The organism is uncultured Cytophaga sp. (assembly GCF_937863595.1).
GTDB lineage: Bacteria > Bacteroidota > Bacteroidia > Cytophagales > Cytophagaceae > Cytophaga.
Window position 1 is genome coordinate 50,386 of the sequence record NZ_CALMGQ010000159.1, and the last position, 21,800, is coordinate 72,185.

General features: G+C 34.7%; 21 protein-coding genes. 10 read left to right on the top strand and 11 right to left on the bottom strand.

Annotated elements, in window-relative coordinates; genetic code table 11:
* Window positions 1-49: 49 nt before the first annotated feature.
* The 4 genes from hemB (at window position 50) to Q0543_RS14000 (ending at window position 2,921) form a co-directional block, all read left to right on the top strand.
* Window positions 50-1,018, top strand: coding sequence for a porphobilinogen synthase (gene hemB, locus Q0543_RS13985; RefSeq protein ID WP_299254342.1), 969 nt, complete (start codon window positions 50-52; stop codon window positions 1,016-1,018).
* 126 nt (window positions 1,019-1,144) lie between these two features.
* Window positions 1,145-1,939, top strand: coding sequence for a hypothetical protein (locus Q0543_RS13990; protein ID WP_299254345.1), 795 nt, complete (start codon window positions 1,145-1,147; stop codon window positions 1,937-1,939).
* Window positions 1,940-2,019: 80 nt separating this feature from the next.
* Window positions 2,020-2,316, top strand: coding sequence for a HigA family addiction module antitoxin (locus Q0543_RS13995; RefSeq protein WP_299254348.1), 297 nt, complete (start codon window positions 2,020-2,022; stop codon window positions 2,314-2,316).
* Between the two features lie 158 nt (window positions 2,317-2,474).
* Window positions 2,475-2,921, top strand: a complete 447-nt coding sequence (locus Q0543_RS14000; RefSeq protein ID WP_299254351.1) for a GNAT family N-acetyltransferase — start codon at window positions 2,475-2,477, stop codon at window positions 2,919-2,921.
* Between the two features lie 160 nt (window positions 2,922-3,081).
* Here Q0543_RS14000 and Q0543_RS14005 read toward each other — a convergent pair whose 3' ends face one another.
* The 6 genes from Q0543_RS14005 to cysQ form a co-directional block, all read right to left on the bottom strand.
* A complete protein-coding gene (locus Q0543_RS14005; RefSeq protein WP_299254354.1) occupies window positions 3,082-4,587 on the bottom strand; it encodes a T9SS type A sorting domain-containing protein in 1,506 nt (501 codons plus the stop codon).
* Between the two features lie 383 nt (window positions 4,588-4,970).
* Window positions 4,971-5,645, bottom strand: a complete 675-nt coding sequence (mnmD, locus tag Q0543_RS14010) for a tRNA (5-methylaminomethyl-2-thiouridine)(34)-methyltransferase MnmD (protein ID WP_299254357.1) — start codon at window positions 5,643-5,645, stop codon at window positions 4,971-4,973.
* A 215-nt stretch (window positions 5,646-5,860) separates the two neighbouring features.
* Window positions 5,861-6,487 (bottom strand): hypothetical protein, encoded by a 627-nt coding sequence (locus tag Q0543_RS14015; RefSeq protein ID WP_299254360.1) that lies wholly within the window; start codon window positions 6,485-6,487, stop codon window positions 5,861-5,863.
* Window positions 6,488-6,586: 99 nt separating this feature from the next.
* Window positions 6,587-6,838 (bottom strand): hypothetical protein, encoded by a 252-nt coding sequence (locus tag Q0543_RS14020; protein ID WP_299254363.1) that lies wholly within the window; start codon window positions 6,836-6,838, stop codon window positions 6,587-6,589.
* 95 nt (window positions 6,839-6,933) lie between these two features.
* The gene (locus tag Q0543_RS14025; protein WP_299254366.1) at window positions 6,934-7,839 is read right to left on the bottom strand and encodes a restriction endonuclease; all 906 of its coding nucleotides are present in this window, start codon (window positions 7,837-7,839) and stop codon (window positions 6,934-6,936) included.
* 373 nt (window positions 7,840-8,212) lie between these two features.
* On the bottom strand, window positions 8,213-8,977 hold the full coding sequence (gene cysQ / locus Q0543_RS14030) for a 3'(2'),5'-bisphosphate nucleotidase CysQ (RefSeq protein ID WP_299254369.1): 765 nt from the start codon (window positions 8,975-8,977) through the stop codon (window positions 8,213-8,215).
* A gap of 233 nt (window positions 8,978-9,210) precedes the next feature.
* On the opposite strand from cysQ, the gene cysC reads away from it, so the two are divergent.
* The 6 genes from cysC (at window position 9,211) to Q0543_RS14060 (ending at window position 16,076) form a co-directional block, all read left to right on the top strand.
* Entirely contained in the window at window positions 9,211-9,804 is a 594-nt protein-coding gene (gene cysC / locus Q0543_RS14035) for an adenylyl-sulfate kinase (RefSeq protein WP_299254372.1), read from the top strand.
* Window positions 9,805-9,823: 19 nt separating this feature from the next.
* Window positions 9,824-10,729: a sulfate adenylyltransferase subunit CysD gene (gene cysD, locus Q0543_RS14040; RefSeq protein ID WP_299254375.1), complete on the top strand. Its 906-nt coding sequence runs from the start codon at window positions 9,824-9,826 to the stop codon at window positions 10,727-10,729.
* 29 nt (window positions 10,730-10,758) lie between these two features.
* Window positions 10,759-12,045 carry a sulfate adenylyltransferase subunit CysN gene (cysN, locus tag Q0543_RS14045; protein WP_299254378.1) on the top strand — a complete coding sequence of 429 codons (1,287 nt, stop codon included), beginning with the start codon at window positions 10,759-10,761 and terminating at the stop codon, window positions 12,043-12,045.
* A gap of 103 nt (window positions 12,046-12,148) precedes the next feature.
* Entirely contained in the window at window positions 12,149-12,469 is a 321-nt protein-coding gene (locus Q0543_RS14050; RefSeq protein WP_299254381.1) for a DUF4870 domain-containing protein, read from the top strand.
* A 468-nt stretch (window positions 12,470-12,937) separates the two neighbouring features.
* Entirely contained in the window at window positions 12,938-15,028 is a 2,091-nt protein-coding gene (locus Q0543_RS14055; RefSeq protein WP_299254384.1) for a S41 family peptidase, read from the top strand.
* Between the two features lie 10 nt (window positions 15,029-15,038).
* Window positions 15,039-16,076 (top strand): hypothetical protein, encoded by a 1,038-nt coding sequence (locus tag Q0543_RS14060; protein ID WP_299254387.1) that lies wholly within the window; start codon window positions 15,039-15,041, stop codon window positions 16,074-16,076.
* Window positions 16,077-16,245: 169 nt separating this feature from the next.
* Here Q0543_RS14060 and Q0543_RS14065 read toward each other — a convergent pair whose 3' ends face one another.
* The 5 genes from Q0543_RS14065 to Q0543_RS14085 form a co-directional block, all read right to left on the bottom strand.
* Window positions 16,246-17,826, bottom strand: a complete 1,581-nt coding sequence (locus Q0543_RS14065) for a hypothetical protein (protein WP_299254389.1) — start codon at window positions 17,824-17,826, stop codon at window positions 16,246-16,248.
* A 79-nt stretch (window positions 17,827-17,905) separates the two neighbouring features.
* Window positions 17,906-19,096: a TIGR03862 family flavoprotein gene (locus Q0543_RS14070; RefSeq protein ID WP_299254391.1), complete on the bottom strand. Its 1,191-nt coding sequence runs from the start codon at window positions 19,094-19,096 to the stop codon at window positions 17,906-17,908.
* A 146-nt stretch (window positions 19,097-19,242) separates the two neighbouring features.
* The gene (locus Q0543_RS14075; protein WP_299254394.1) at window positions 19,243-19,824 is read right to left on the bottom strand and encodes a tRNA-(ms[2]io[6]A)-hydroxylase; all 582 of its coding nucleotides are present in this window, start codon (window positions 19,822-19,824) and stop codon (window positions 19,243-19,245) included.
* A 48-nt stretch (window positions 19,825-19,872) separates the two neighbouring features.
* A complete protein-coding gene (locus Q0543_RS14080; RefSeq protein WP_299254396.1) occupies window positions 19,873-21,099 on the bottom strand; it encodes a cation:proton antiporter in 1,227 nt (408 codons plus the stop codon).
* 195 nt (window positions 21,100-21,294) lie between these two features.
* Window positions 21,295-21,597 carry a hypothetical protein gene (locus tag Q0543_RS14085; RefSeq protein WP_299254399.1) on the bottom strand — a complete coding sequence of 101 codons (303 nt, stop codon included), beginning with the start codon at window positions 21,595-21,597 and terminating at the stop codon, window positions 21,295-21,297.
* Between the last annotated feature and the right edge of the window lie 203 nt (window positions 21,598-21,800).

A 21,800-nucleotide genomic window follows, 5' to 3' on the forward strand; every position in this document is an offset into this window, starting at 1 on the left:
TACTCCGTACTCAGTACTTAAAACTCCTTTAACACTTTACACTAACAAAATGCGCCGTCCAAGAAGAAACCGTAAATCAGAAGCTGTTCGTCAGTTGGTAAAAGAACACCGTGTATATACCGAAGATCTTATGTTCCCACTTTTCTTAACAGGTGGAACAAATATTAAAACAGAGATTGCTTCGATGCCGGGTATCTTGCGTTTTTCAGAAGATAATCTATTACGCGAAATCGACAGCTGTATGAATTTAGGCTTGCGCTCGTTTGTATTGTTTCCGCACTTTCCGGACGATGTAAAAGATTCACACGGATCCATTAGTTATCAAGAAAACATGTACTTGAAAGCCATTCGTGAAATCAAAAAACGTTTCCCGGAATGCTGTTTGATGACGGATGTTGCGCTTGACCCCTACTCTTCTGACGGGCACGATGGAATCGTAGTGAATGGTGAAATTGTAAATGACCCCACATTAATTGTGTTGGGCAAAATGGCGGTTGCACAAGCGCAAGCGGGTGCAGACATCGTCGGACCATCAGATATGATGGACGGTCGCGTTGGTTTTATTCGTGACATGTTAGATGACAACGATCTTACCAACACATCCATCATGGCCTACACGGCAAAATATGCAAGTGCTTTTTACGGTCCGTTTAGAGATGCCTTAGACTCTGCTCCCAAAGCAGGCGATAAAAAAACCTATCAAATGGATCCCGCAAATGTTACCGAAGCCTTGCTTGAAGCAGAGTTAGACGTGCAAGAAGGTGCAGACATGATTATGGTTAAACCTGCCCTAGCCTATTTAGATGTTATCAAAACCTTATACGATCAATTTGATTTACCAATAGCAGCCTACAACGTAAGTGGAGAATATGCGATGGTAAAAGCCGCTGCAGCCAACGGTTGGTTAGATAACGACAAGGTGATGCTTGAAACTTTATTGAGCATGAAACGCGCCGGGGCGAAGATTTTACTGACTTACTTTGCGAAGGAGTTTGCTGAGAAGGTAAGGTATTTTTAAGAGTATTCAAAGCACTACGGAATAATATACACCAGTCACCGCTTCGCTAAAGACTTGCGCAAGTGGGATTAATTTCATAAAAAGTACAAGCAGTGTACGGCTGTAAACAAACATTAATTTTTAATTATGAAGCATCAAAATAGATATGATATTTTCATTGACAAACTAACCCAAGAGTTTGCTCAAATAACAAATTTCAACCTAATTCAAGAAGATAAAAAAGGAAAGGAAATTTTTAATTTTATTGTAAAGAGATTTGGAGAGATACACTCATTCAAAACTCTTTTCACCAACTATTATATTCTTGCTGCTTCAAAATCAGTAATTGACGATGCTAATGAAATACAAAAATCGAAATACAAGCACTTATTAGTAATTTCTAAAGAAGACTTAAAGGAAAATTATTATGAAACTATTCGATTGGGATACATCGGCATGTTTCACAAATATGAAAATTACGTTAATGATGTGATTGTTAATGCTGAATTATTAATTTCGGAACTTAACGAAACAAGCACATCATTAACAAAATACATAGAGCTAACTTTTAATTATAAAATTAAAGACTGGAAAAATTCATCTTCGATTAATCGTTTAAATTGGATAACAATTTGCAATAAGCATTATGATGGATTTCCAAAAAAAGAACCAAAACATGTCTCTTATATCCATCTCCCTGAAAACGAAAAGATAAAACTTACCAAAGAAGACTTTATTCAAGATATCGACATATTAATAAAACATTATAATTTAATTCTTCAAATAGTGTTCACCCTTGCACTCTATAAAACAACATTTGATGGAAAGGACTTTACTATTAATGAATTCACAGATTTAGAATTACATCAAAAAATCATTGATGGAAAAAATCAAATGCATGAACAAGCATTGAAGTTAATCGAATTAAGCAAAGAATTTTAGCAAGAACAACCTCGGCGACATTCTTGATTAGGAAATATTTTTTATTTTTTCAATATTAGATTATCATAAATAATAGACTTATGAAAAAGCTACCCAACATTCACCCCGGAGAAGTGTTAATGGAAGAATTTTTAATTCCAATGGAAATTTCTTCGTACAGACTGGCAAAAGAAATCGGCATTCCGCAAACACGTGTAAGCGAAATTACCAAAGGACGTAGACGCATTACCGCGGACACTGCTTTACGCCTTAGTAAATACTTTGGCAACAGTGCTAAATTCTGGCTGGGCTTGCAAGATGATTACGATATTGAAGAAGAAGGTCAATTGATTGCTGAAGAATTGAAAGCGATTAAAAAAGTGGTGGTGGTTAAATAGTAGTCAAAGACTACAGAATGATACACACCAGTCACCGCTTCGCTAAAGACTGGCGCGAGTGGTGGTTTAGTTTATCATTAACGTCGTCGAGGTTTAAAACCTCGACGACGTTAACGGTTTGGAATTTGTTTTTTGTCATTTGTTGTTTAATTTCCACCATGCGTATCGAAATCCAAAAACTTAGCCCCTACCACATAGACGAATTCATTGAATTGCTAGATCTATTTGAAGAGGTATTTGAAATAAAAAACGTCCAAGCTCCGAGTAGAATGTATTTGGAAGGATTGTTAGAAAAAGAAGATTTCTATGTTTTTGTTGCCGTATCTGAAGGAAAGATTGTAGGCGGACTTACTGCTTACAGTTTAATGCAATATTATTCAGAAACGCCCTTGGTATATATTTATGATATAGCGGTGAGCAAACGGTTTCAAAACAAAGGCATTGGTAAAAAACTCATTTTAGGTATTAAAGATTATTGTCAAGAAACGGATGTGGAAGAAATATTTGTACATGCTATTGAAACAGATGAGCACCTGCTTGATTTTTATCGTTCAACTGGTGCGCAATCTCAAAAAGTCGTACATTTTTATTATCCGATGGGTTGAAGACTCTCATACGAAACCTCATAGGTGTGTTATCCATCACCTGATGTTTAATTATTAAAGCTGTATATCTAACAGAGAAAACCTCTAAAGTTTTTGACAACAAAAATGCTCTACCTAACATTCGTCAAGTAGAGCATTTTTGTTATTTAATAAGAATGGATTATTTACTTAAAACAACACGTCTGTTTTCGGTTACACCATCTACAGTGAGTTTAAGGATATAAACACCTGCAGAATAGTTTCCTAAATCCAACTGAGTTTCGCTCGAAATCATTTCAGTTAAAAGTGTCTTTCCATTCAATTCAATCAATTCAACACGAGTACTAGTCGTAATGTTTGAAACATTCAATACATTCTGCGTAGGATTTGGGAATAATTGAATCGTACTTAAAGCAGAAGTATTCGTAGTTGCCGTAGTAGTATTATTTTGAACACAAATAGTAAAGGTATTTGAAGTAGTACTTGTATAATAATTAGACACTTTTATAAAATAGGTAGTACCGATAGATAAATTATTAAGTGTCGCAACTTCAGCGCCACCCATTAATGGATTTTCATCTACACATTGAATAGGTGCCCCTCCACAAGTAGAGAAAACACCTACTATAGCATCTATATTATCTGAAGGAGCTGCAGTTACTGTTGCCGAACTAGCAGTTGCTGTAAATTTATAAAAAACATCTAAAAAGCCTGGGCATTGCGTTGTTATGGTTGATGTTGTAGCGTTTGCAAGCGTACCTAAAACTGGATTTGCGCAAGTTGTAGTGGGCGTTATTGAAATAGCACCTGAGCATTCATCATTCATTGGAGTGGTAACCACATTGGGTGTACTTGAAATACATATCGTAAAATCAAAACTTGTCGGCAAAAACGATATACCATAATCTGCTACTTTAATATAATACGTCTCCCCAACAATCAAGTCTGACAAGTACAACAGTTCATTTTCGCCATCACTTGTATTGTCTGCACAATTAATATATGTACCGCCACATTCACTGTATGCATTCAACATAAGGTCAATACCAACACCAGCTGTTGCTACGACTGTTGTCGTAGGTGCATTTGCCACAAACTTATAAAAAACATCTGAATTGCCATTTGCGCAAGAAGAAGTTGTAAGAACTGTTGTAGTTGCATTTAATAAACTACCAGACACTACTGGTGAGCAGGTAATTGAAGGAGTCAATAATGTTGCCGTTGCACACTCATCATTAATTGGACGCAACACATTTACAACACAAATTGTAAAATCAGAGTTTGCAGGTAGCATTGCCAAATAATTTGAAACTTTAATATAATAGGTTGTACCTAGGGTTAATTCTTTTAACTTTAAACGTTCGATACCTCCCGATTTTGTTTGGTCTATACAATCAATATAAAATGATCCACAGGCATCAAATACACTTAATTTCAAATCTAAACTAGAATTTTCAGCAGGTGCTAAAGTAACGTCAACCGCAACGGCTGTAGCCACGAATTTATAGAATACATCAAAATAACCACTACAATCCGTTGTTATAGTTGTGGTGGTAGCACCCGTTAATGTTCCACTGGTTGTTTGACACGTATTCGCGGGCGTTAAGGTAAGTGCTGACGAGCATTCATCTTGCGCAAAAGAACTAACGGTTGTTAAAAAACTGATTAGTAAAAGTACTTTTTTCATAGAATATGATTTTTTCTCGAAGGTAATAAATAAAATTTTAGATTATTGAAATTTGAATGATAAGATTTCCAGTTCAATTTTAAATTTAATTGAACATTGAAATAATCACATTAAAATATTAGAACAACTTGAATACAACATGTTAAAAGCAACATTTAAAACAAAACTATATTATGTTAGCTTTTCCACAAAAAATATTCATGAATATGTGAACTAAAAAATCATCTCCGCAAGAGTGGCATTTCCTACCAAATAGGGAGTAATAAATACCTATTAAATCACGTATATCAGTAATGGTCTATCTTAAGTAAATTTTCTGCGTTTAAAATCTGGCTAATGACGTGATAGATTTTATTTTTTGGGGAATTTATGTTTTGATTTTTTCACTTCAGCCCCCAGGTCATCTCCTTCTTCCACTTCGGTCCGGGTCTTTTTTCAACCGTAAAACCTGCGGCTCGTAAGGTTCTTTTAAAGACAGACTGCGCACAGTAGGTTGTGAGTATACCGCCGTGAATCAAACTATCATATATCTTTTTAAAATTCGTTTCTGACCAAATATCATCTTGATGGTTTGGGGCAAAGGCATCAAAGTAACAAACGTTGAATGTATTTATAGGCAAGGATTTTTCTTCTAGTGTAGTCTTATATTTATAGATTGTAAAGTATTCAGACAGTTCCACTTTTTCTTCCCAAGCAGCTGCATGCAAGCGTTTGAAGCGCTCGGAAGATTCGGGTTCGCCTAAAAGAGATGGATAATTTAACTGAGAAGTTACTTCTTCGACTATCGGATAGGGTTCCAACGTATGGTATTCAACCTTCAATTTTAATGCCTCAGCTTTATTCCACGTAAGTAAGGCGTTAAGACCTGTACCGAAGCCCACTTCAAGTAAGACAACTTTTTCAAGTTCTTTAAAAATTAATAAACCGTGTTCAATGTATACATGTATGGATTCTTGAAAGGCTCCGTGTTTGGAATGGTAGGATTCATTCAATACAGAATCAAACAAGGTGTGTGAGCCGTCGCGGGAGAATACAAGCGAGATGTTGTTGGTGGACATGGGTGGTATTGAGCGTTAAAGTTATTTGCAATTTCACTTAATTCGTTGGCTAAAGCCAACGGCAATGAAAGCTGTGTCGCGGATTATAAGAGCAACTTTTCAGCTTTTTAAATCATCCAATTTATTAAATCAACCTTTAAGGCAAGATTCGGCACGTTTAATTGCAACAAAAGTTGATTCATAGGCATTCGTATATTCAATTAAACTACCAACCATCATACATAAAAGTTTTCGACATTTAACTCTTTCTTTAGTTCCTGCATTTTTCCAGAAGGCATTATATCACTTTTAAAAAGAATTGTTCGAAATTCATATTTCCCCATATATTCTTTCACGATAATACCTCGTTTGTAATATTCTTTCCAGATCGGAATTAAATTATTTAATTCATCCGTTGTTACTATCAAAAATTTAATGTGAATTGGTAGACAAGAATCAATATGAATTTCAATCTGCGCAAGCCCATTATGTGTGATATCTTTATAGCCAAATGAATCACCTTGAATATAATTATATCTCAATTTTAACTTTTGAATATTCGATACTGGAAGTGTTTCTTCTGTACCATTATTCATCCATTGTATAAAATCTAAATCAAAAATAAGTTGCCCTACAATATCAGTTTGCTTTGCCCAGTCACCGTAATATTTCCTAGTTGCAGACTTTCCAAACAATAAGATGGGCAATACGATGAAAAAAATCAATAATGGATGAAGGTCAACTACTTTAATCAGGAACACAATAAGCCCAACCGATATAAAAGCAAAAATCATAATAGCTACAGAACCATCTCTATCTACGATATCCTTATCGGGTCTTATTTGCTTAAAGGAAGTTTGCATCGAAAGTATACAATTGAAATATCACTGTTGTAATAAACAAATGCAGTCATTGACTGCAAAATAATAGACACGAGTCTGATTCGTTCGCCAGAGAGAGGTTCACCCAGCAATTTTCTTCAATACTTTTTCATCCGTAATTGTAATGGCGCTCTCTTGCATATTGATGATTTTCTCACCAATAAATTCAATCAATACATTCTCCGTAAACTCTTGAGGTAACCCTGCCATTCTAGATAAATCTGGTAAAGATATTGTCATCGGTTCTTTTTCTTCTCCCGTACTAATATAAACAGCGTATATTTCTAATATTGCTTTCGCTAGTTGCTGGCGCTCTTTTTTTAATGGATTCATAAATTTGAAATCGACTTAAATAAATGTAATGAGGTTTATACAAAACGCAGTCGAAGACTGCAAAATAATAGATACGAGTCTAAAGTGAGCTCTAGCTATTCTTCACCAAAATAATCATTATCTATACGTTTAATCTCAAACGTATTTACTTTAGATACAGCTAAATTGAAATCAATCATTAAATCAGTTAATTGTTCCCCATCAATTAATACAATTTTTGTATCATTTTTAGGATGATATTCCTTAGCCTCATTCGTAAATCGTGAAGTTGTAATAAAAACACCTTTCTTCGCTCCTTGTCCTGCTAAAGCCCCAATAAACTTTTGAATTTCTGGCCGACCAACAACGCCTTCCCATCTTTTCGCTTGAATATATATTACATCTAAACCCAATCTGTCTTCTTTAATAATCCCATCAATCCCTTCATCGCCTGAGCGACCAATTGAACGACCAGCATCTTGAATAGAACCACCATAACCCATTTTGACTAACAGCTCGACAACTAAACTTTCGAAAAAAGATGGGGTGCAACTTTTTACTTTTAACAATAATTCTTGAGAAAGGTTTTTTCGAATAGTCAAATAACTACTTTCCAAAATTTCTTCTGGTGTAGCGTCGGATTGAGTGTTATCAATATCTACAGAAATACCTTCATCTTTTGAACGTCCTGTCCTTTCTAAAAAAGCAGGTAACGTTTTCAAAATTTTAATAGTTATTTCGGTTGGGTTATCCTTAAGGAATTGCTTTCCGGCTTCTGTAATTTTAAAACTACTTCGTTTAGTATTTTCAAGCAATCCTGCCATTTTGAAATAAGACTTAGCCCATGCAACTCTATTAGGAAATGTTTTAGCAACACCACTTGGTAAGTATTGATTTAATTCCTCTTCACTCAATTTGAAATGAGCTGCTATCTTCTCATTTGTTTCAGAAGTTGTGTGCTCTAATCCATCAGAAATAATGTTTAAAAATGGACGCATTATTTTTTGAAAATCTGGAATCATTATATTTAATCAATAAAGGTAATTACACAAAACGCAGTCAAAGACTGCAAGAATAATAGATACGAGTCCCGCTTCGCTCAAGACTCGCGCCAGAAATAACCAGAAATATTCAGCATTAATTAAATGGTAGCGCAAACCAGTTGTTGGTGGACGGCATGAATAACTCTTCGCTATTTTCAAATGTGTATTGGCCTAAACACCAACAACCGCATAAATAGTTCGATATTCAATCAGTTGTTGGTGAACGGCGTGAATTATTCTTCACTAGTTTCAAATGTGCACAGGCCGAAACACCAACAACAGCGTAAGTGAGTTAGCAAACACTGACCACTATTTACTGACCACTGAACACTATTTCCCACTGACCACTTTCTTAAATATCCCCCTTACACAAGAACCCTCCATTCAATAAGTTCTCTTTATTATACATAAACATAGAACCATCCGGGTTTGTTAATGTTCCGCCTGCGGCTTCTAATACTGCTTGGCCAGCAGCTGTATCCCACTCCATCGTTGGACCAGCACGGTAATATAAATCTGCAGCTCCTTCTGCTACTAAACAAAATTTGATTGAACTGCCTGTAGTAATAAAATCCGTCACTTTATAATCCGCCAATACTTTTGCTTCGTCTTCTGAACTGTGCGAACGAGAACCAACCGCGGTACGACCTTGCTCTTCAGCCTTCCTTACTGTAATTGGCGTTTCTATTCCGTCTACAATTTTAAATGCACCTTTACCAACAACACCTGCATAAAGCGTGTCTGTTACTGGAATATATACAACACCCATAACCGGGCGATTATTTTCCATTAAGGCAATATTTACTGTAAACTCGCCATTGCGTTTGATAAATTCTTTGGTACCATCCAATGGATCTACCAACCAATATCTCTTCCAATCTTTGCGTTCTGCGTAGGGTGTTCCTTTTCCTTCTTCCGAAATCATCGGTATTTCTGGAAACTCACCTTTCAGTAAGGAATAAATTACTTGGTGTGCATTTTTATCGGCGACCGTTAAGGGAGATTTATCGTCTTTAATTTCAATTAAATCTGTAAAATCAGGTATAGCATACACTTCCATGATTGCTTTTCCGGCTACCATGCTGGCAATAATTGCATTCTCAAGTAAATTATTCATCAATTTTATTTTTATTTTCTATTCTGCAATTTAAGAAAACTCCCTTACAATCTTTTGAAAAACTCATGCGTATCCAAACTCTTAATGGTAGGCTTTCTATAAGTCCATATTTTCGCTCTTTCTACTTAGCGTTCATTTTCAACAAAATGCTTTTTACTAGGCATTTAATTGCCAGAATAATGTGTTTTTAAGGCAAAAAGTCGTATTTTTGAAATCGGTTTCAAATAAAGATTGTGAATCACATACATCCTATATTCGATAAAATCCTTCAACGCGAGGATAAAGAAGCGCAGTTAAAACAACATTCCATTGTAATATGGATGGTTGGCTTATCTGGTTCAGGCAAAAGTACACTTGCAAAAGCATTAGAAAAAGATCTCTACGAACGTGGCTTTTTAACCACCTTATTAGATGGCGATAATCTTCGTACAGGCATTAACAACAACTTAGGTTTTACCGAAGCAGACCGCACCGAGAATATCCGTCGTGCTGCTGAGACTTCTAAATTGTTTGCAGCGTGTGGCATCATCACCATTTGTTCGTTGATCAGTCCTACGGAAGAAATTCGTTCGATGTCTAAAAATATCATTGGCGAAAAGGATTATTTCGAATTGTTTATTCATACACCTATTGAAGTATGCGAACAACGCGATGTAAAAGGCCTTTACAAAAAAGCACGTGCAGGCGAAATTAAAAACTTTACAGGCATTGATTCTCCATTTGAACATCCTACGCATCCTTCGTTAGAAGTACGTACCGATTTACATAGCTTAGAAGATTGTTTGCAACAAATATTAACGGCTATCCTTCCTAAAATTTCTTATTAATTTTGTATTCCAATAGATTATGAATTCATATACACTATCCCATTTAAAACAACTTGAGTCTGAAGCCATCTTTATGATGCGTGAAGTTGCTGCTCAGTTTGAGAGACCAGCACTTTTGTTTTCAGGTGGAAAAGATTCAATTGTAATGGTACGTTTAGCTCAAAAGGCTTTCTTTCCTGCAAAGATTCCTTTCCCTCTTGTTCACGTAGATACAGGACACAACTTTGTTGAGACCATAGAATTTAGAGATAAAATGGCGCGCGAAGTTGGGGCGAATCTAATTGTACGTTACGTACAAGACTCAATCGACCAAGGTCGTGCGGTAGAAGAAAAAGGACCCAACCCAAGCCGTAACGGTTTGCAAACGATTACGCTTTTAGATACGATCGAAGAATTTAAATTTGATGCGTGCTTTGGTGGCGCACGTCGCGACGAAGAGAAAGCACGTGCGAAAGAACGTTTCTTCTCACACAGAGACGAATTCGGTCAGTGGGATCCTAAAAACCAACGTCCAGAATTGTGGAATTTATACAATGGTAAAAAACAACAAGGTGAAAACTTTCGAATTTTCCCATTAAGCAACTGGACAGAAATGGACGTGTGGCAATACATCTATTCTGAAAAATTAGACATACCAAGCATTTACTTCACACACAAAAGAGACATCATTAACCGTGGTGGTACCTTGCTGTTCAGCTCACCATTCGTTACGTTAATGAAAGGTGAAAAAGTTGAAAATATGCAAGTTCGTTTCCGTACGGTTGGTGACATTACATGTACAGGTGCTGTTGAATCAGATGCAGCAACATTAGAGCAAGTAATACAAGAGGTTGCTACTGCGCGTCAAACAGAACGTGGTACAAGAGCTGATGACAAACGTTCGGAAGCAGCGATGGAAGATCGTAAGAAACAAGGTTACTTTTAATTTAAGCGTTTAACGCAGAAAAATATATTATGCATCAGACTACAGAACCCATCACAAACGAAAGTTATTTAAACATGGACTTACTTCGCTTCACTACTGCTGGTAGTGTAGATGATGGTAAAAGTACATTAATTGGTCGTTTGTTATTTGACTCAAAGGCAATCTTTGAAGATCAGATGGAACAAATTGAAGAAATCAGTACACGTAAAGGTAAAGGTTATGTTGACCTTTCTTTATTAACAGATGGTTTACGTGCAGAACGCGAACAAGGCATCACCATTGATGTTGCGTACCGTTACTTCGCTACACCAAAACGTAAATTCATTGTTGCAGATACTCCTGGTCACGTACAATACACACGCAACATGGTTACGGGTGCATCTACAGCCAATTTAGCAATCATCTTAATTGATGCACGTCACGGTGTGATTGAGCAAACTTGTCGCCACTCATTCATCGCGTCTTTATTGCAAATCAAACACGTTGTTGTATGTGTAAACAAAATGGACTTGGTTGATTTCAGTGAAGAGAAATTCAACAAAATTCGTGAAGAGTATACAAACTTCGCATCAAAATTAAATATTCCGGATATTCGCTTCATCCCAATCTCTGCATTGATGGGCGATAACGTGGTAGAACCTTCTAAAAATACACCTTGGTACCAAGGTGGCACATTGATGTACACATTAGAAACAGTTAACATTGCTTCTGATTTGAACATGATTGATTCTCGTTTCCCGGTGCAGTATGTAATTCGTCCACAGTCGGACGAGTTTCATGATTTCAGAGGCTTTGCTGGTAGAGTTGAAGGTGGCGTATTTAAACCTGGCGATGAAGTAATGCACTTGCCATCTGGTTTAACTACTAAAATCAAAACAGTAGAAACTATGGATGGTCAGTTGGAAGAAGCCTTCCCTCCGATGTCTATTACTATGACGCTAGAAGACAATATCGACATCAGCCGTGGAGATATGATTGTTAAACCAAACAATCAGCCAGAATCGGGTCAAGATATTGAACTCATGCTTTGTTGGTTGAATGAAAAGAAAATGAACCCAGGCGGAAAATATGTTATTAGACATACAACTAAAGAAGCGCGTTGCGTAATTAAAGAAGTACGTTATAAAATGAACATCAATACGCTTCACAAAATTGAAGATGATAAAACTATCGGATTGAACGATATCGGTCGTGTATTGATTCGTACAACAAGCCCATTGTTCTACGATAGCTACAATAAAAACCGTATCACTGGTAGTGTTATTTTGGTAGATGAGTTTACCAACGAAACAGTAGGTGCTGGTATGATTTTATAATCTGATCGTACTTTATTTTAAAAAGCCTCGGTTGAAAAATTGGGGCTTTTTAATTACCTCAAAAGAAATTTTTAATTTAATAAATACCAAATCAAACCCAGTTATGAACGGAAAAAACATTGCCCTACTATCCTATATTCCTTTCTTAGGATGGATCATTGCTTTTGTTTTGTATTTTGAAAGCAAAACCAAAGACTCCATTGCACGTTTTCATTTGCGCCAAACCTTGGGCTTGCAAATACTATTTTTAGGTGGCTCCATGATCTTAGGTTTTTTCAGAGTATATTTCCTTCTTTTCCCTTTTGAAATCATTTGTTTCGCACTTTGGATAGTCGGTCTATTAAATGCTTTGAAAGAAGAACAAAAGCCCGTGTTTTACATTGGACATTATTTTCAAGAGTGGTTTAAAAATTTCATTCGCTAATACATACGATTATTAAAAATTATAGCGTTATACCGACATGAAAAAAAGATTCATTGTATTGATAGCGCTTTTCGCACTAACTTTTAACAGTTGTAAAACGAATAGTACAACTCCAGGCCAGTATAATGGAAAGATAACAAAACAGCAACCTTGCGCACAGGGTTGTAAGTAGAATTTCATTCCTAAAAATACATTCTTTCAAACGATTGTCTCTTTTAATTCAAAAACATCTGAATAAAAGACACATTTTTTATAGTTAAACACTATTACTGCTACTTTCTTTCCGATTTCATAATTTAAATGACAAAAGGCATGCTATTTATCTTCGTTCTTTTTAAAGATTTTAGTATGTTCGTAATAGCTAATTGATGTGTGCGATCTAACGTTTCATTATAATTCGTTTCAACGTCTTACATTAAAATCCAATTCTACTACGATATTTATATGCGATACAAATTCATTTCTAAAATGAGAATATCTATTACCTTTCTCATCTTATTTTTATCCCTTTCCGTGTTCGCACAAAATACATCAAAAACAACCTTAACTACTTGCTCAAAAAAAACAGATGCTTTGTGGGCCTTGCTTCAAAAAAAACATGTTGCACCAATTCAATTCAATAAAGAAGTTGCACAACAAATAATTGAATTACTATTGAATGATTTGGACTATAGAAAGATTCACTTTTATGAAACAGACAAACAAAATTTATTAATTCAAGTTCAGAATATTAGTCCAAAATCTGCGGATGATTTATGCAAACTAGTTTCAACAATTTCAGACTTGTATCAAACTAGAATTAAAGAGTCTCAAACAATTCTGAATGCATTAACGACTAAAGAATTAGACTTTAAAGAAAACGAGATTATTACGTTCTCTACTGCAGAACAACCATTCATGGAGTCGAAAGAAAAAAAGGTAAATCGTTGGAAGCGTTACATAAAAATGATACTGCTCAATGAAGCTTATTATGCAATTGACTCCATTCATATAAACGACGCTACGGCCCCCAAGAATTTTATGTCCAATAATACGGATATAAAAAACAGCATTATTAACAAAGAGCTAAAAAAGATTGAAGCTTTATTAAACCCCTCAAAAACGTTCCTTGCAACTATTGAAGATGCCTTACTGAATGCAATCTGCAAGCGTTACGATCCACATACTGAATATTATGATTACGCTACATTTAAAAATTTTTCTGAGCAATTACAATCACAAGTATTAACCTTTGGCGTATTCTTCGGAGAAACCGATTACGGAAATTTATCCATCAGTTATGTTGCTCCCGGTAGCATTGCATGGTTCTCGAACAGTGTACAGGAAGGAGATCTTGTATTATCTTTTAAATTAAACCAACAAGCATTTGACCCAATAGCACTAACCTATTCAGAAGCAAACGAGTTATTGCAGAATAGTAAGTATACCATTTTAGATCTTGAAATAAAAAAAGAAAATGGGAGCATTGAAAAAGTAAAATTAAAAAAAGAAGCTATAAAATTTGAAGACAATACGGTTAAAAGCTATATCATACAAGATGATAAAAAAATTGGCTACATCTCTATCCCCTCTTTTTACACAGACTCCAACAACCCAAATGCCTTAGGTGTTGCAAATGAATTATCAAAAGAAATTTTAAAACTCAAAAATGAAGGCATTCAAGGTTTAATTATCGACTTAAGATATAATGGTGGCGGATCCTTATATGAAGCGGTATCCATGTCAAGTCTTTTTATTGATATCGGACCATTGTTTTACACACTTGACAATTCGGGCAAAGCAATCTTAACCAAAGACATGAACCGCGGCACAGTTTATAATGGACCGCTGTGCATCATGGTAAATGGACATAGTGCATCCGCTTCAGAAATTTTTAGTGCTGCTATGCAAGATAATCATAGAGCGATTATTGTTGGAGAACAAACGTATGGGAAATCTACCGGACAAAACATGGTGCCCTTAGATTCTACAATAGCAATCGATAAACTTACTTCTGATGATAATATTGGCGTTGTAAAATTTACAGAAATAAAAATCTATAGAACTACCGGAGTTAGTTACCAAGGCAAAGGTGTACGTCCAGATATTACACTTCCGTATTTAAATATATTAGACCAACGCGAAAATAAAGAACCGTATTATTTAATTGGGGATTCAATACCCAAAAAAGCCGTATTCCCTTTTCCACCAGCACTACCCATTAAAATTTTAAATGAAAAGTATACGGCTAGAATAAAAGAAACGCCAAGATATAAACTTTTAACACAGATGTCTGATTCTTTGCACAGAACAGAAAACGAAGATTTTGTACTACATTTAAGTGCAGCTGAATTTTGGAAAGACATGAAATTATTTAAAAGTCATTCGCTAAAAGAATCCGCTGCTGCAAGCTATATCAAACCAGCATTTCAAGTATATTACAACCAACTTGAAAGTGACTTTCTAAATTACGATGCAAATTACAAAAAACTTTATACAGGATATTTAGACGAATTAAAAACAGATTTAACATTACAATTAACGCACGATATCATGTGCGACTTCATTAACATCAAATAATAATAACTATATGAAACATTCAAAAAAATACATGCTCGTACTCGCTGTATTCCTTTTCACAGCAACGCAATCTTTTTCGCAAACTGCAGTAGAATACTTAAATAGTATGACTGGAGAATTTTCAATTATTAAAACAGGCTATTTTGATTACATCAACCAAGTAGCTCATGGCAAGAGCGCTAAAAAAGCAGAATCTCAAAGACAAGCAGTGATGACTATTTTGAAAAATTCAAAAAGCAAAATCTCTAAAATGAAAGCCTACAATGGAAAGACGGAGTTGCGTGATTCGATGATATCGTATTTAAACCTTTCTTACAATGTAATGGCAAACGATTATTCAAAAATTATGGATTTGGAAGCTATTGCGGAGCAGTCCTATGATATGATGGAAGCCTATGTAATGTCACAGGAAATTGCCAATCAAAAAATTAATAAAGGCAGCGATATGGTTCATGAAGAAGTGAACAAATTTGCAGTTGAAAATAATATTACCATGGCTAAGGCTACAGAAGACAGTCGTGATCGTATTATCAGCATTGCTAATGTAGTAATGAAATTTCAAAGTGATTTAAATTTACTTTTATTCAAAAGTTCGTTCCAAGAAAATCAAATGATTGCAGCCATTTCAACTGGAAACATCAGTGTGGTTCAACAAAGCAGAACAGCCTTACAGGATGCTTCCAAAGAAGGCTTAAAATCACTTGACACAATACCGTCTTTTAAAGGCGATGGTAGCTTAGAAGCGGCATTAAGAAACTTACTCGTTTTTTATCAAGACGAATCAACCAATCAAATACCAAAACAATTAGAATTTTTCTTAGCGAAAGAAAACTTCGAAAAAATAAAAAAAGTAATTGATTCGAAAGCAAAAGGAACAGCAACACAACAAGATATAGATCAATACAATGCCGCATTGGAAAAATACAATGGATCGATTGCAACGTACAATGCAAAAAATACAGAACTGAATACGAAGCGAACAAAATTAATTAATGAATGGAATGCTGCATCAACTGCATTCTTGGATAAACATATTCCTAAAAAGTAATACTTGTGATCCCTTAAATCTTACGTGATCATAAAAAAGCCCATCAATATTTAAATATTGATGGGCTTTTTTGTGATCACATTTCAAAAATTAATTCAAGGTCATCCAAGCAATGCTTACAACTTTTTTCCCGTTCACGAATTTTTCATATTTTAATTTTATTTTAATTTTATTTTAAATGCATCCAAAGTACACTAACAGTTTTCTTTCCTTTAATGTCATCAACAACAATCACAGCATATAAACCAGTTGCGGGATCATAATCAGCAGTATTAAATCTACAATATCTTTTTTCTAAAATAGATATCGGCTCTCCAAAAATATATTCCTTTGAAGCAATCCCTGCATCGTCGATGGTATATATAAAACTTGTAAAATTTACCGAATTTGAATTAATTGGAGTCCACGGCGCTGGATCTTTATCACCCAATTTAAAACGTTCCATTGTATTATTTAGGAATAAATAGCTACTGGACTTTCCAGAAATAAGACCCAAATTGGTTTCTGAAAAACTTGAGAAGTATTGACCATTAAGTCCTCTTGAATAGGAGAAAGACATACCTAAACTTGACTGCCTGTGTAAATAATTTGTATATACACCGAATACTTCTTGACCTGTAGGTGTGAAGCAACTAACACCAAGGTATTGATAGACTCCATTATATAGAATCTCTGATAAAATTATCGAATTCCCTTTTGAATTGACGCTATAATGTTGCGGAAAGCCTGAGTAATAATCCAGTAATCCTGAAGCATTTGCTTTGTAGGCAGCATTTATTTTTTCTGAATATATATTAAAGGCGTCTGTCAAAGCCAATGTTTCCAAATTTAATGCTTGAGAAATGACAGCATAGTCGCCGCTTTGACCTTTTTTACCTTTAACATAAACCGTACTTAACAATAAAACTTTTTTTGTCACTTTATTGAAAAAAAACATTGCTTCTGCTTTTTTATAAAATGGTGTTTCAAAAGCACGCACACTATTAAAACTGGTACTCTCCGTTTTCAATTCAGATAAATAAAAACACGCTTCTCCATCCTTTTCATTTCCGTAATCAACATTATATAAATAAGAAGATACAATAACAGACTTTTCTCCATTAACATATAGATTTACATAATGCAATTTTAAATATTTAATTTCCGGATTTTTCAAAAAAGCCCTCGATATAATTTCATGTGTAGGAGAATAATGAAAGACTTCAATTTTCTCATTAATAGAAGTAGCATAAAAATCAAAATATGCTAGTGCATAATAATCGCTATTGGGATCCTTTTGAATAAAAAAGTCAGAGGGTATCACGTAGGCGTATTCAGCTTCCGACATAAGCTTTATCTTTCTCTTAGGTTTTGACAGTACTATTTCTTCTTTTTTAAGTTTACCAGTAAAGCCATCAAATATATACCGTATCAAAACAGGAGCGCCAGCATTTGCATTAACAATAAATACAACAATATCATTGTTTATTTCAAATACATATTTCATCGTAGCTGCCTGAATTTCAAATGTCGTTGGTACAATTGTATGAACAATTATTTTTTTATTTGCATCATATAAAGTACAAAAGAATCCAACACTTTCACCTAAGCCAATATTAGCTGTATTTCCATTGTTTAAAATTTCTAGTTTATACTTTGATGTCCCTTTTTCAGGATTTTTTTCAGCACTATAAACTAAATCGGTGCATTGAGCGTGAGCGCTTAAAATAGTAACGAACGAAATAAAAAAGATTAAAAAGACATGTTTCATAATAAAATGGTTTTAGCCTTGAAATTTAAAGCAATTTTACCTAGCAAACAAAAAATAATTTCAACTGGGAAATAAACTTTTATTGGTTGAATTTGGCTGCCACCCAGGCCCCCATACAAAAACAGCCCTGCAACAAATACCCGCCTGTAGGCGCATCCCAATCTAGCATTTCACCGATTATATATTGATTGGGCAATCGATTCAATTGAAATGTATGATCCACTTCAGATAATGCAATACCACCAACCGTTGAGATGGCTTCATCTATTTGTGCAATGCCCGTAACAGGTACATTAAAAGATTTAATATGCTCTGCCAAGAGATTCGGCTGTAAGAATGCTTCTTTTGAAACATGCGATTTTAACAATGCTATTTGCACATCCGAAAGATTCAATTCCGTTTTTAATTGTTGTGTTACAGATTTATTCGATTGAATAGAAAGTTTTTCAATAAGTACTTCAATAGACACACTAGGTTTAAAATCAATTTTGATTTCTGCTTTTGAATTGCATTCAAATTGGGTTCTGATCTGTGGGCTTAAGGCATATATTGCGCCTCCTTCAATCCCAGATTTAGAAAGTACCAATTCTCCTTTTTTATGAATACCATCGCAGGATACAGAAATATTTTTTAGCCACGCTCCTTCAAATTTCTCAATGAAGTCGTTCGTCCAAGACACCGTATACCCACAATTGGATGCTTGAAATACGTTTGTTAGAATATCTTTTTTCTGAAACAATTTCAACCACTGTCCATCGGAACCTGTTACCTTCCAGCTTGCACCACCCAATGCAAATACAACTTTATCTGCCGTTACAACAACATCGCTTTCTTTATGGGCGAACAGCAAGGCATTCTCATTTGTCCATCCCAGCCACTTATGTAATGTATGTATGGTTACTTTTTTTTGTTCCAATCGCTTTAAGATTGCATTAAGGACTTCAATAGGCTTAATACCTTTTATAGGAAAAATCCGTTTGCTCGAACCTGTATATGTTTCAATACCGATACTCGAAAGCCAATCACACAAATCTTTATTTGAAAATGCACGCAAAGCCTCTTCTAAAAAATCAGAAGGTGTATATCGTGTAACAAAGGTTTTGATATCTTCGGAATGCGTCAGATTAAAACCACCATCGCCAGCTACTAAAAATTTCCGACCGACCGTTGCATTTTTTTCATAGATATGCACGTTGAATTTTGTTTCATCCAACATTGCTGCAAGCATGATTGCAGCTGGACCACCACCGATGATTGCAATTGTTTTCAAAGGAGTTGAAAGTGTAGAGTGTAAAAGTGCAACGTATAGGGTGAAAACATAAAGAACAGTACAATATGCATTGAATGAAATTTAATAACTACTATAAAAGTACTAACACTTTAAGCTTTAAGCTTTTAGCCTTAATCCTTCGGCTTCTAACCGTGCATCGTAGCACTATCCCCATACTTAGCAATCACTGTTGCTTCGAAGTCCAAAAATTCTTGCCAACGTTTATCAATATCTTCACCTTCACTGTATTTGCGGGCGTAGCTAATAAATGTTTTATAATGTGTCGCTTCACTGATCATCAATTCGCGATAGAAATCTTTCAATTCTTGATCACTGATTTGTTCGCTTAACAAACGAAAACGCTCGCAACTACGTGCTTCTATTAATGCAGAAAATAGTAAGCGGTCAATCAAAACAAATTTGCGTATGTGTCCTTTACGCATGAATCCATAAATATCACCTGCATAGGGATCTTTACGCTCGCGACCTAAAACCAAACCACGCTTTTTAATAATATCGTGCACCATTTTAAAGTGCTGCAATTCTTCTTGAGCCAAGTCAATCATGTCGCTTACCAATTCCGTGTATTCGGGAAAATTGATTACAATGTACATGGCATTGGTTGTAGCCTTCTGCTCGCAATACGCATGATCCGTTAATATTTCAGGGATATTTGATTCTACAATTTCAACCCAACGTGGATCGGTAGGTAATTTTAAGCCTAACATAAATAGTGTAATTAATTTTCTAATCGTTAATAAATGCTTAACAATAAATTAAGATTCCAATTTTTCAATGGTTTTTTCATCTACTTCAATATCATCTTTTTCTTCCGCTTCAGCAGTTAAATTTTTAGGTGTATACATCAACCCAAGCATCATAACTAAAGAAGTTAAGATAATTACTTGAACGATTAAAGATTTGTTAATAATTGCATCTGTAGGCAATGGCACAATTGCAACAAATAATAAGATAGTAATCAAACCTCTTGGAGCAATAAACAATAAGGGCATCAAAGGTATTTTCAAAACAAGCAATTGAAAAACACGTGTTAGAATAATTGCCAACACAATGCCCACTGCATATAAAATCGTATCCGGGTTTAACATTTCTCTGGTTTCCATTAAGAAACCAAATAGTAAAAAGAAAAGTGCTCGAATTAAAAAGGTAGCCTCAATTAACAATTCTTTAAGTTTTACAACCTCCCCTTCTAGAGCCTCTGGTCTTAATTTATGCATAAATTTTAACTTCCGAACTTGATCTAAATTGCCCAAGATAATTCCGAAAATAATGATAAAAATCAAACCAGGTAAATGATAGAATTTGGAAACTCCATATATCAATATAATAATGATGATAATGGGAGAATATTTAATATGATGATTTACTTTAGTTAATAATAAAGACAAACCAACTGTTGCAATAAATGAAACAATCGTGATCACTACTATTTGTATACCAAATTCAACTAATGAGTCTGTTGTGATGATACTGTTTAATGCTAAGAAATTAAAGAATAACACGCCTAAAATATCGGAAACACTAGTTTCAAAAACGACAAAGTCGCGTATATGTGAATTCAATCCTTTTACACTTGGTATAGCAATAGAACTACTGATCACACAAAATGGCATGGCATAGGTAAGACTATCTTTCAAGGTGTATCCACCTAAATATTGAAACAGATACCCTAATAAAAAAGCCAGCATCACCATAGGTATCAATGCTACAACCATCGATTTTTTAATCATAGGTATTTTAGAACGATCCAATTCTATCTCCAATGCTCCTTCCATTACAATTAAAATCAAACCTACGGTTCCTAAAACGGGCAACAATGGATTTAAATCTTGTACCGTAACATGAAACCACGTAGCCAATTGTTGAACACACCATCCTGAAATGAGTAATAAAATAACAGAAGGAATTTTTGTAAAGGATGCTGTTAAATCAAAAATATAAGCTAACAACAACAAAATGCAGACAGTAACTAAAATGCTCATTTTTTTTATTTAGTAGAGTGAATGATCAATCATTAAAATAGAGTGATCACGCTATACTTAATGCTTGATAAAAGGATTAATAAAGATACAAAAAAAGGGCTCTATATTTCTATAAAGCCCTTTAGGAAAATAAACTATATATTAAATTTAACACGTAAACTGCAGATAAGTTGCAGAATTGGCATCATTGATTCCTTAAAAAGCTGGAGCGACGATATGTATAATTGTAGTATCGCGTTTAGAACTTACTTCTAGCAATTGAATGATGCGTTCATTTTGCTGAATTTGTATGGAATCTAAATGCAAGGAGAGCATCTCGATTGAGTCTTGTAGCGGATTTACCGCTCTAAAACTTCCAATAATTAATATACCGATCATACATAATGCGCCAATTGCCAAACCATGCTTAAAGGTAAATGATTGACGCATCCAGCTCCTTTTCTTACTTTTTTGCTCCCTAGCATGAATTTCTTCAAAAAAATTCGAATCTGTTTTCATAAATAATTTTAGTCGAGTAATTTATGATTTATTTTAGATTGCGCATTTTTAAAAGAGGCACTGTATTGCTTTCGTCGCCATCAACGATAACAGTTATGGCATCGGACGATTTAATTAAAAAGGTATATTTATCAATACGAAAGGTATTGTAAATAATATCTTGAAAACGAACTTCAAAATCAACTAATTTGTCGCCTATATAT

What these genes read in the sequence shown, in the direction of transcription:
- Q0543_RS14080 (WP_299254396.1), bottom strand. Translation starts at nt 21,099, where the DNA reads ATGAGCATTTTAGTTACTGTCTGCATTTTGTTGTTGTTAGCTTATATT.
- Q0543_RS14025 (WP_299254366.1), bottom strand. Translation starts at nt 7,839, where the DNA reads ATGATTCCAGATTTTCAAAAAATAATGCGTCCATTTTTAAACATTATT.
- Q0543_RS14085 (WP_299254399.1), bottom strand. Translation starts at nt 21,597, where the DNA reads ATGAAAACAGATTCGAATTTTTTTGAAGAAATTCATGCTAGGGAGCAA.
- Q0543_RS14005 (WP_299254354.1), bottom strand. Translation starts at nt 4,587, where the DNA reads ATGAAAAAAGTACTTTTACTAATCAGTTTTTTAACAACCGTTAGTTCT.
- Q0543_RS14060 (WP_299254387.1), top strand. Translation starts at nt 15,039, where the DNA reads ATGAAACATTCAAAAAAATACATGCTCGTACTCGCTGTATTCCTTTTC.
- Q0543_RS14050 (WP_299254381.1), top strand. Translation starts at nt 12,149, where the DNA reads ATGAACGGAAAAAACATTGCCCTACTATCCTATATTCCTTTCTTAGGA.
- cysQ (WP_299254369.1), bottom strand. Translation starts at nt 8,977, where the DNA reads ATGAATAATTTACTTGAGAATGCAATTATTGCCAGCATGGTAGCCGGA.
- mnmD (WP_299254357.1), bottom strand. Translation starts at nt 5,645, where the DNA reads ATGTCCACCAACAACATCTCGCTTGTATTCTCCCGCGACGGCTCACAC.
- Q0543_RS14055 (WP_299254384.1), top strand. Translation starts at nt 12,938, where the DNA reads ATGAGAATATCTATTACCTTTCTCATCTTATTTTTATCCCTTTCCGTG.
- Q0543_RS14065 (WP_299254389.1), bottom strand. Translation starts at nt 17,826, where the DNA reads ATGAAACATGTCTTTTTAATCTTTTTTATTTCGTTCGTTACTATTTTA.
- hemB (WP_299254342.1), top strand. Translation starts at nt 50, where the DNA reads ATGCGCCGTCCAAGAAGAAACCGTAAATCAGAAGCTGTTCGTCAGTTG.
- cysN (WP_299254378.1), top strand. Translation starts at nt 10,759, where the DNA reads ATGCATCAGACTACAGAACCCATCACAAACGAAAGTTATTTAAACATG.
- Q0543_RS14000 (WP_299254351.1), top strand. Translation starts at nt 2,475, where the DNA reads ATGCGTATCGAAATCCAAAAACTTAGCCCCTACCACATAGACGAATTC.
- Q0543_RS14020 (WP_299254363.1), bottom strand. Translation starts at nt 6,838, where the DNA reads ATGAATCCATTAAAAAAAGAGCGCCAGCAACTAGCGAAAGCAATATTA.
- Q0543_RS13990 (WP_299254345.1), top strand. Translation starts at nt 1,145, where the DNA reads ATGAAGCATCAAAATAGATATGATATTTTCATTGACAAACTAACCCAA.
- Q0543_RS14075 (WP_299254394.1), bottom strand. Translation starts at nt 19,824, where the DNA reads ATGTTAGGCTTAAAATTACCTACCGATCCACGTTGGGTTGAAATTGTA.
- Q0543_RS14015 (WP_299254360.1), bottom strand. Translation starts at nt 6,487, where the DNA reads ATGCAAACTTCCTTTAAGCAAATAAGACCCGATAAGGATATCGTAGAT.
- Q0543_RS13995 (WP_299254348.1), top strand. Translation starts at nt 2,020, where the DNA reads ATGAAAAAGCTACCCAACATTCACCCCGGAGAAGTGTTAATGGAAGAA.
- cysD (WP_299254375.1), top strand. Translation starts at nt 9,824, where the DNA reads ATGAATTCATATACACTATCCCATTTAAAACAACTTGAGTCTGAAGCC.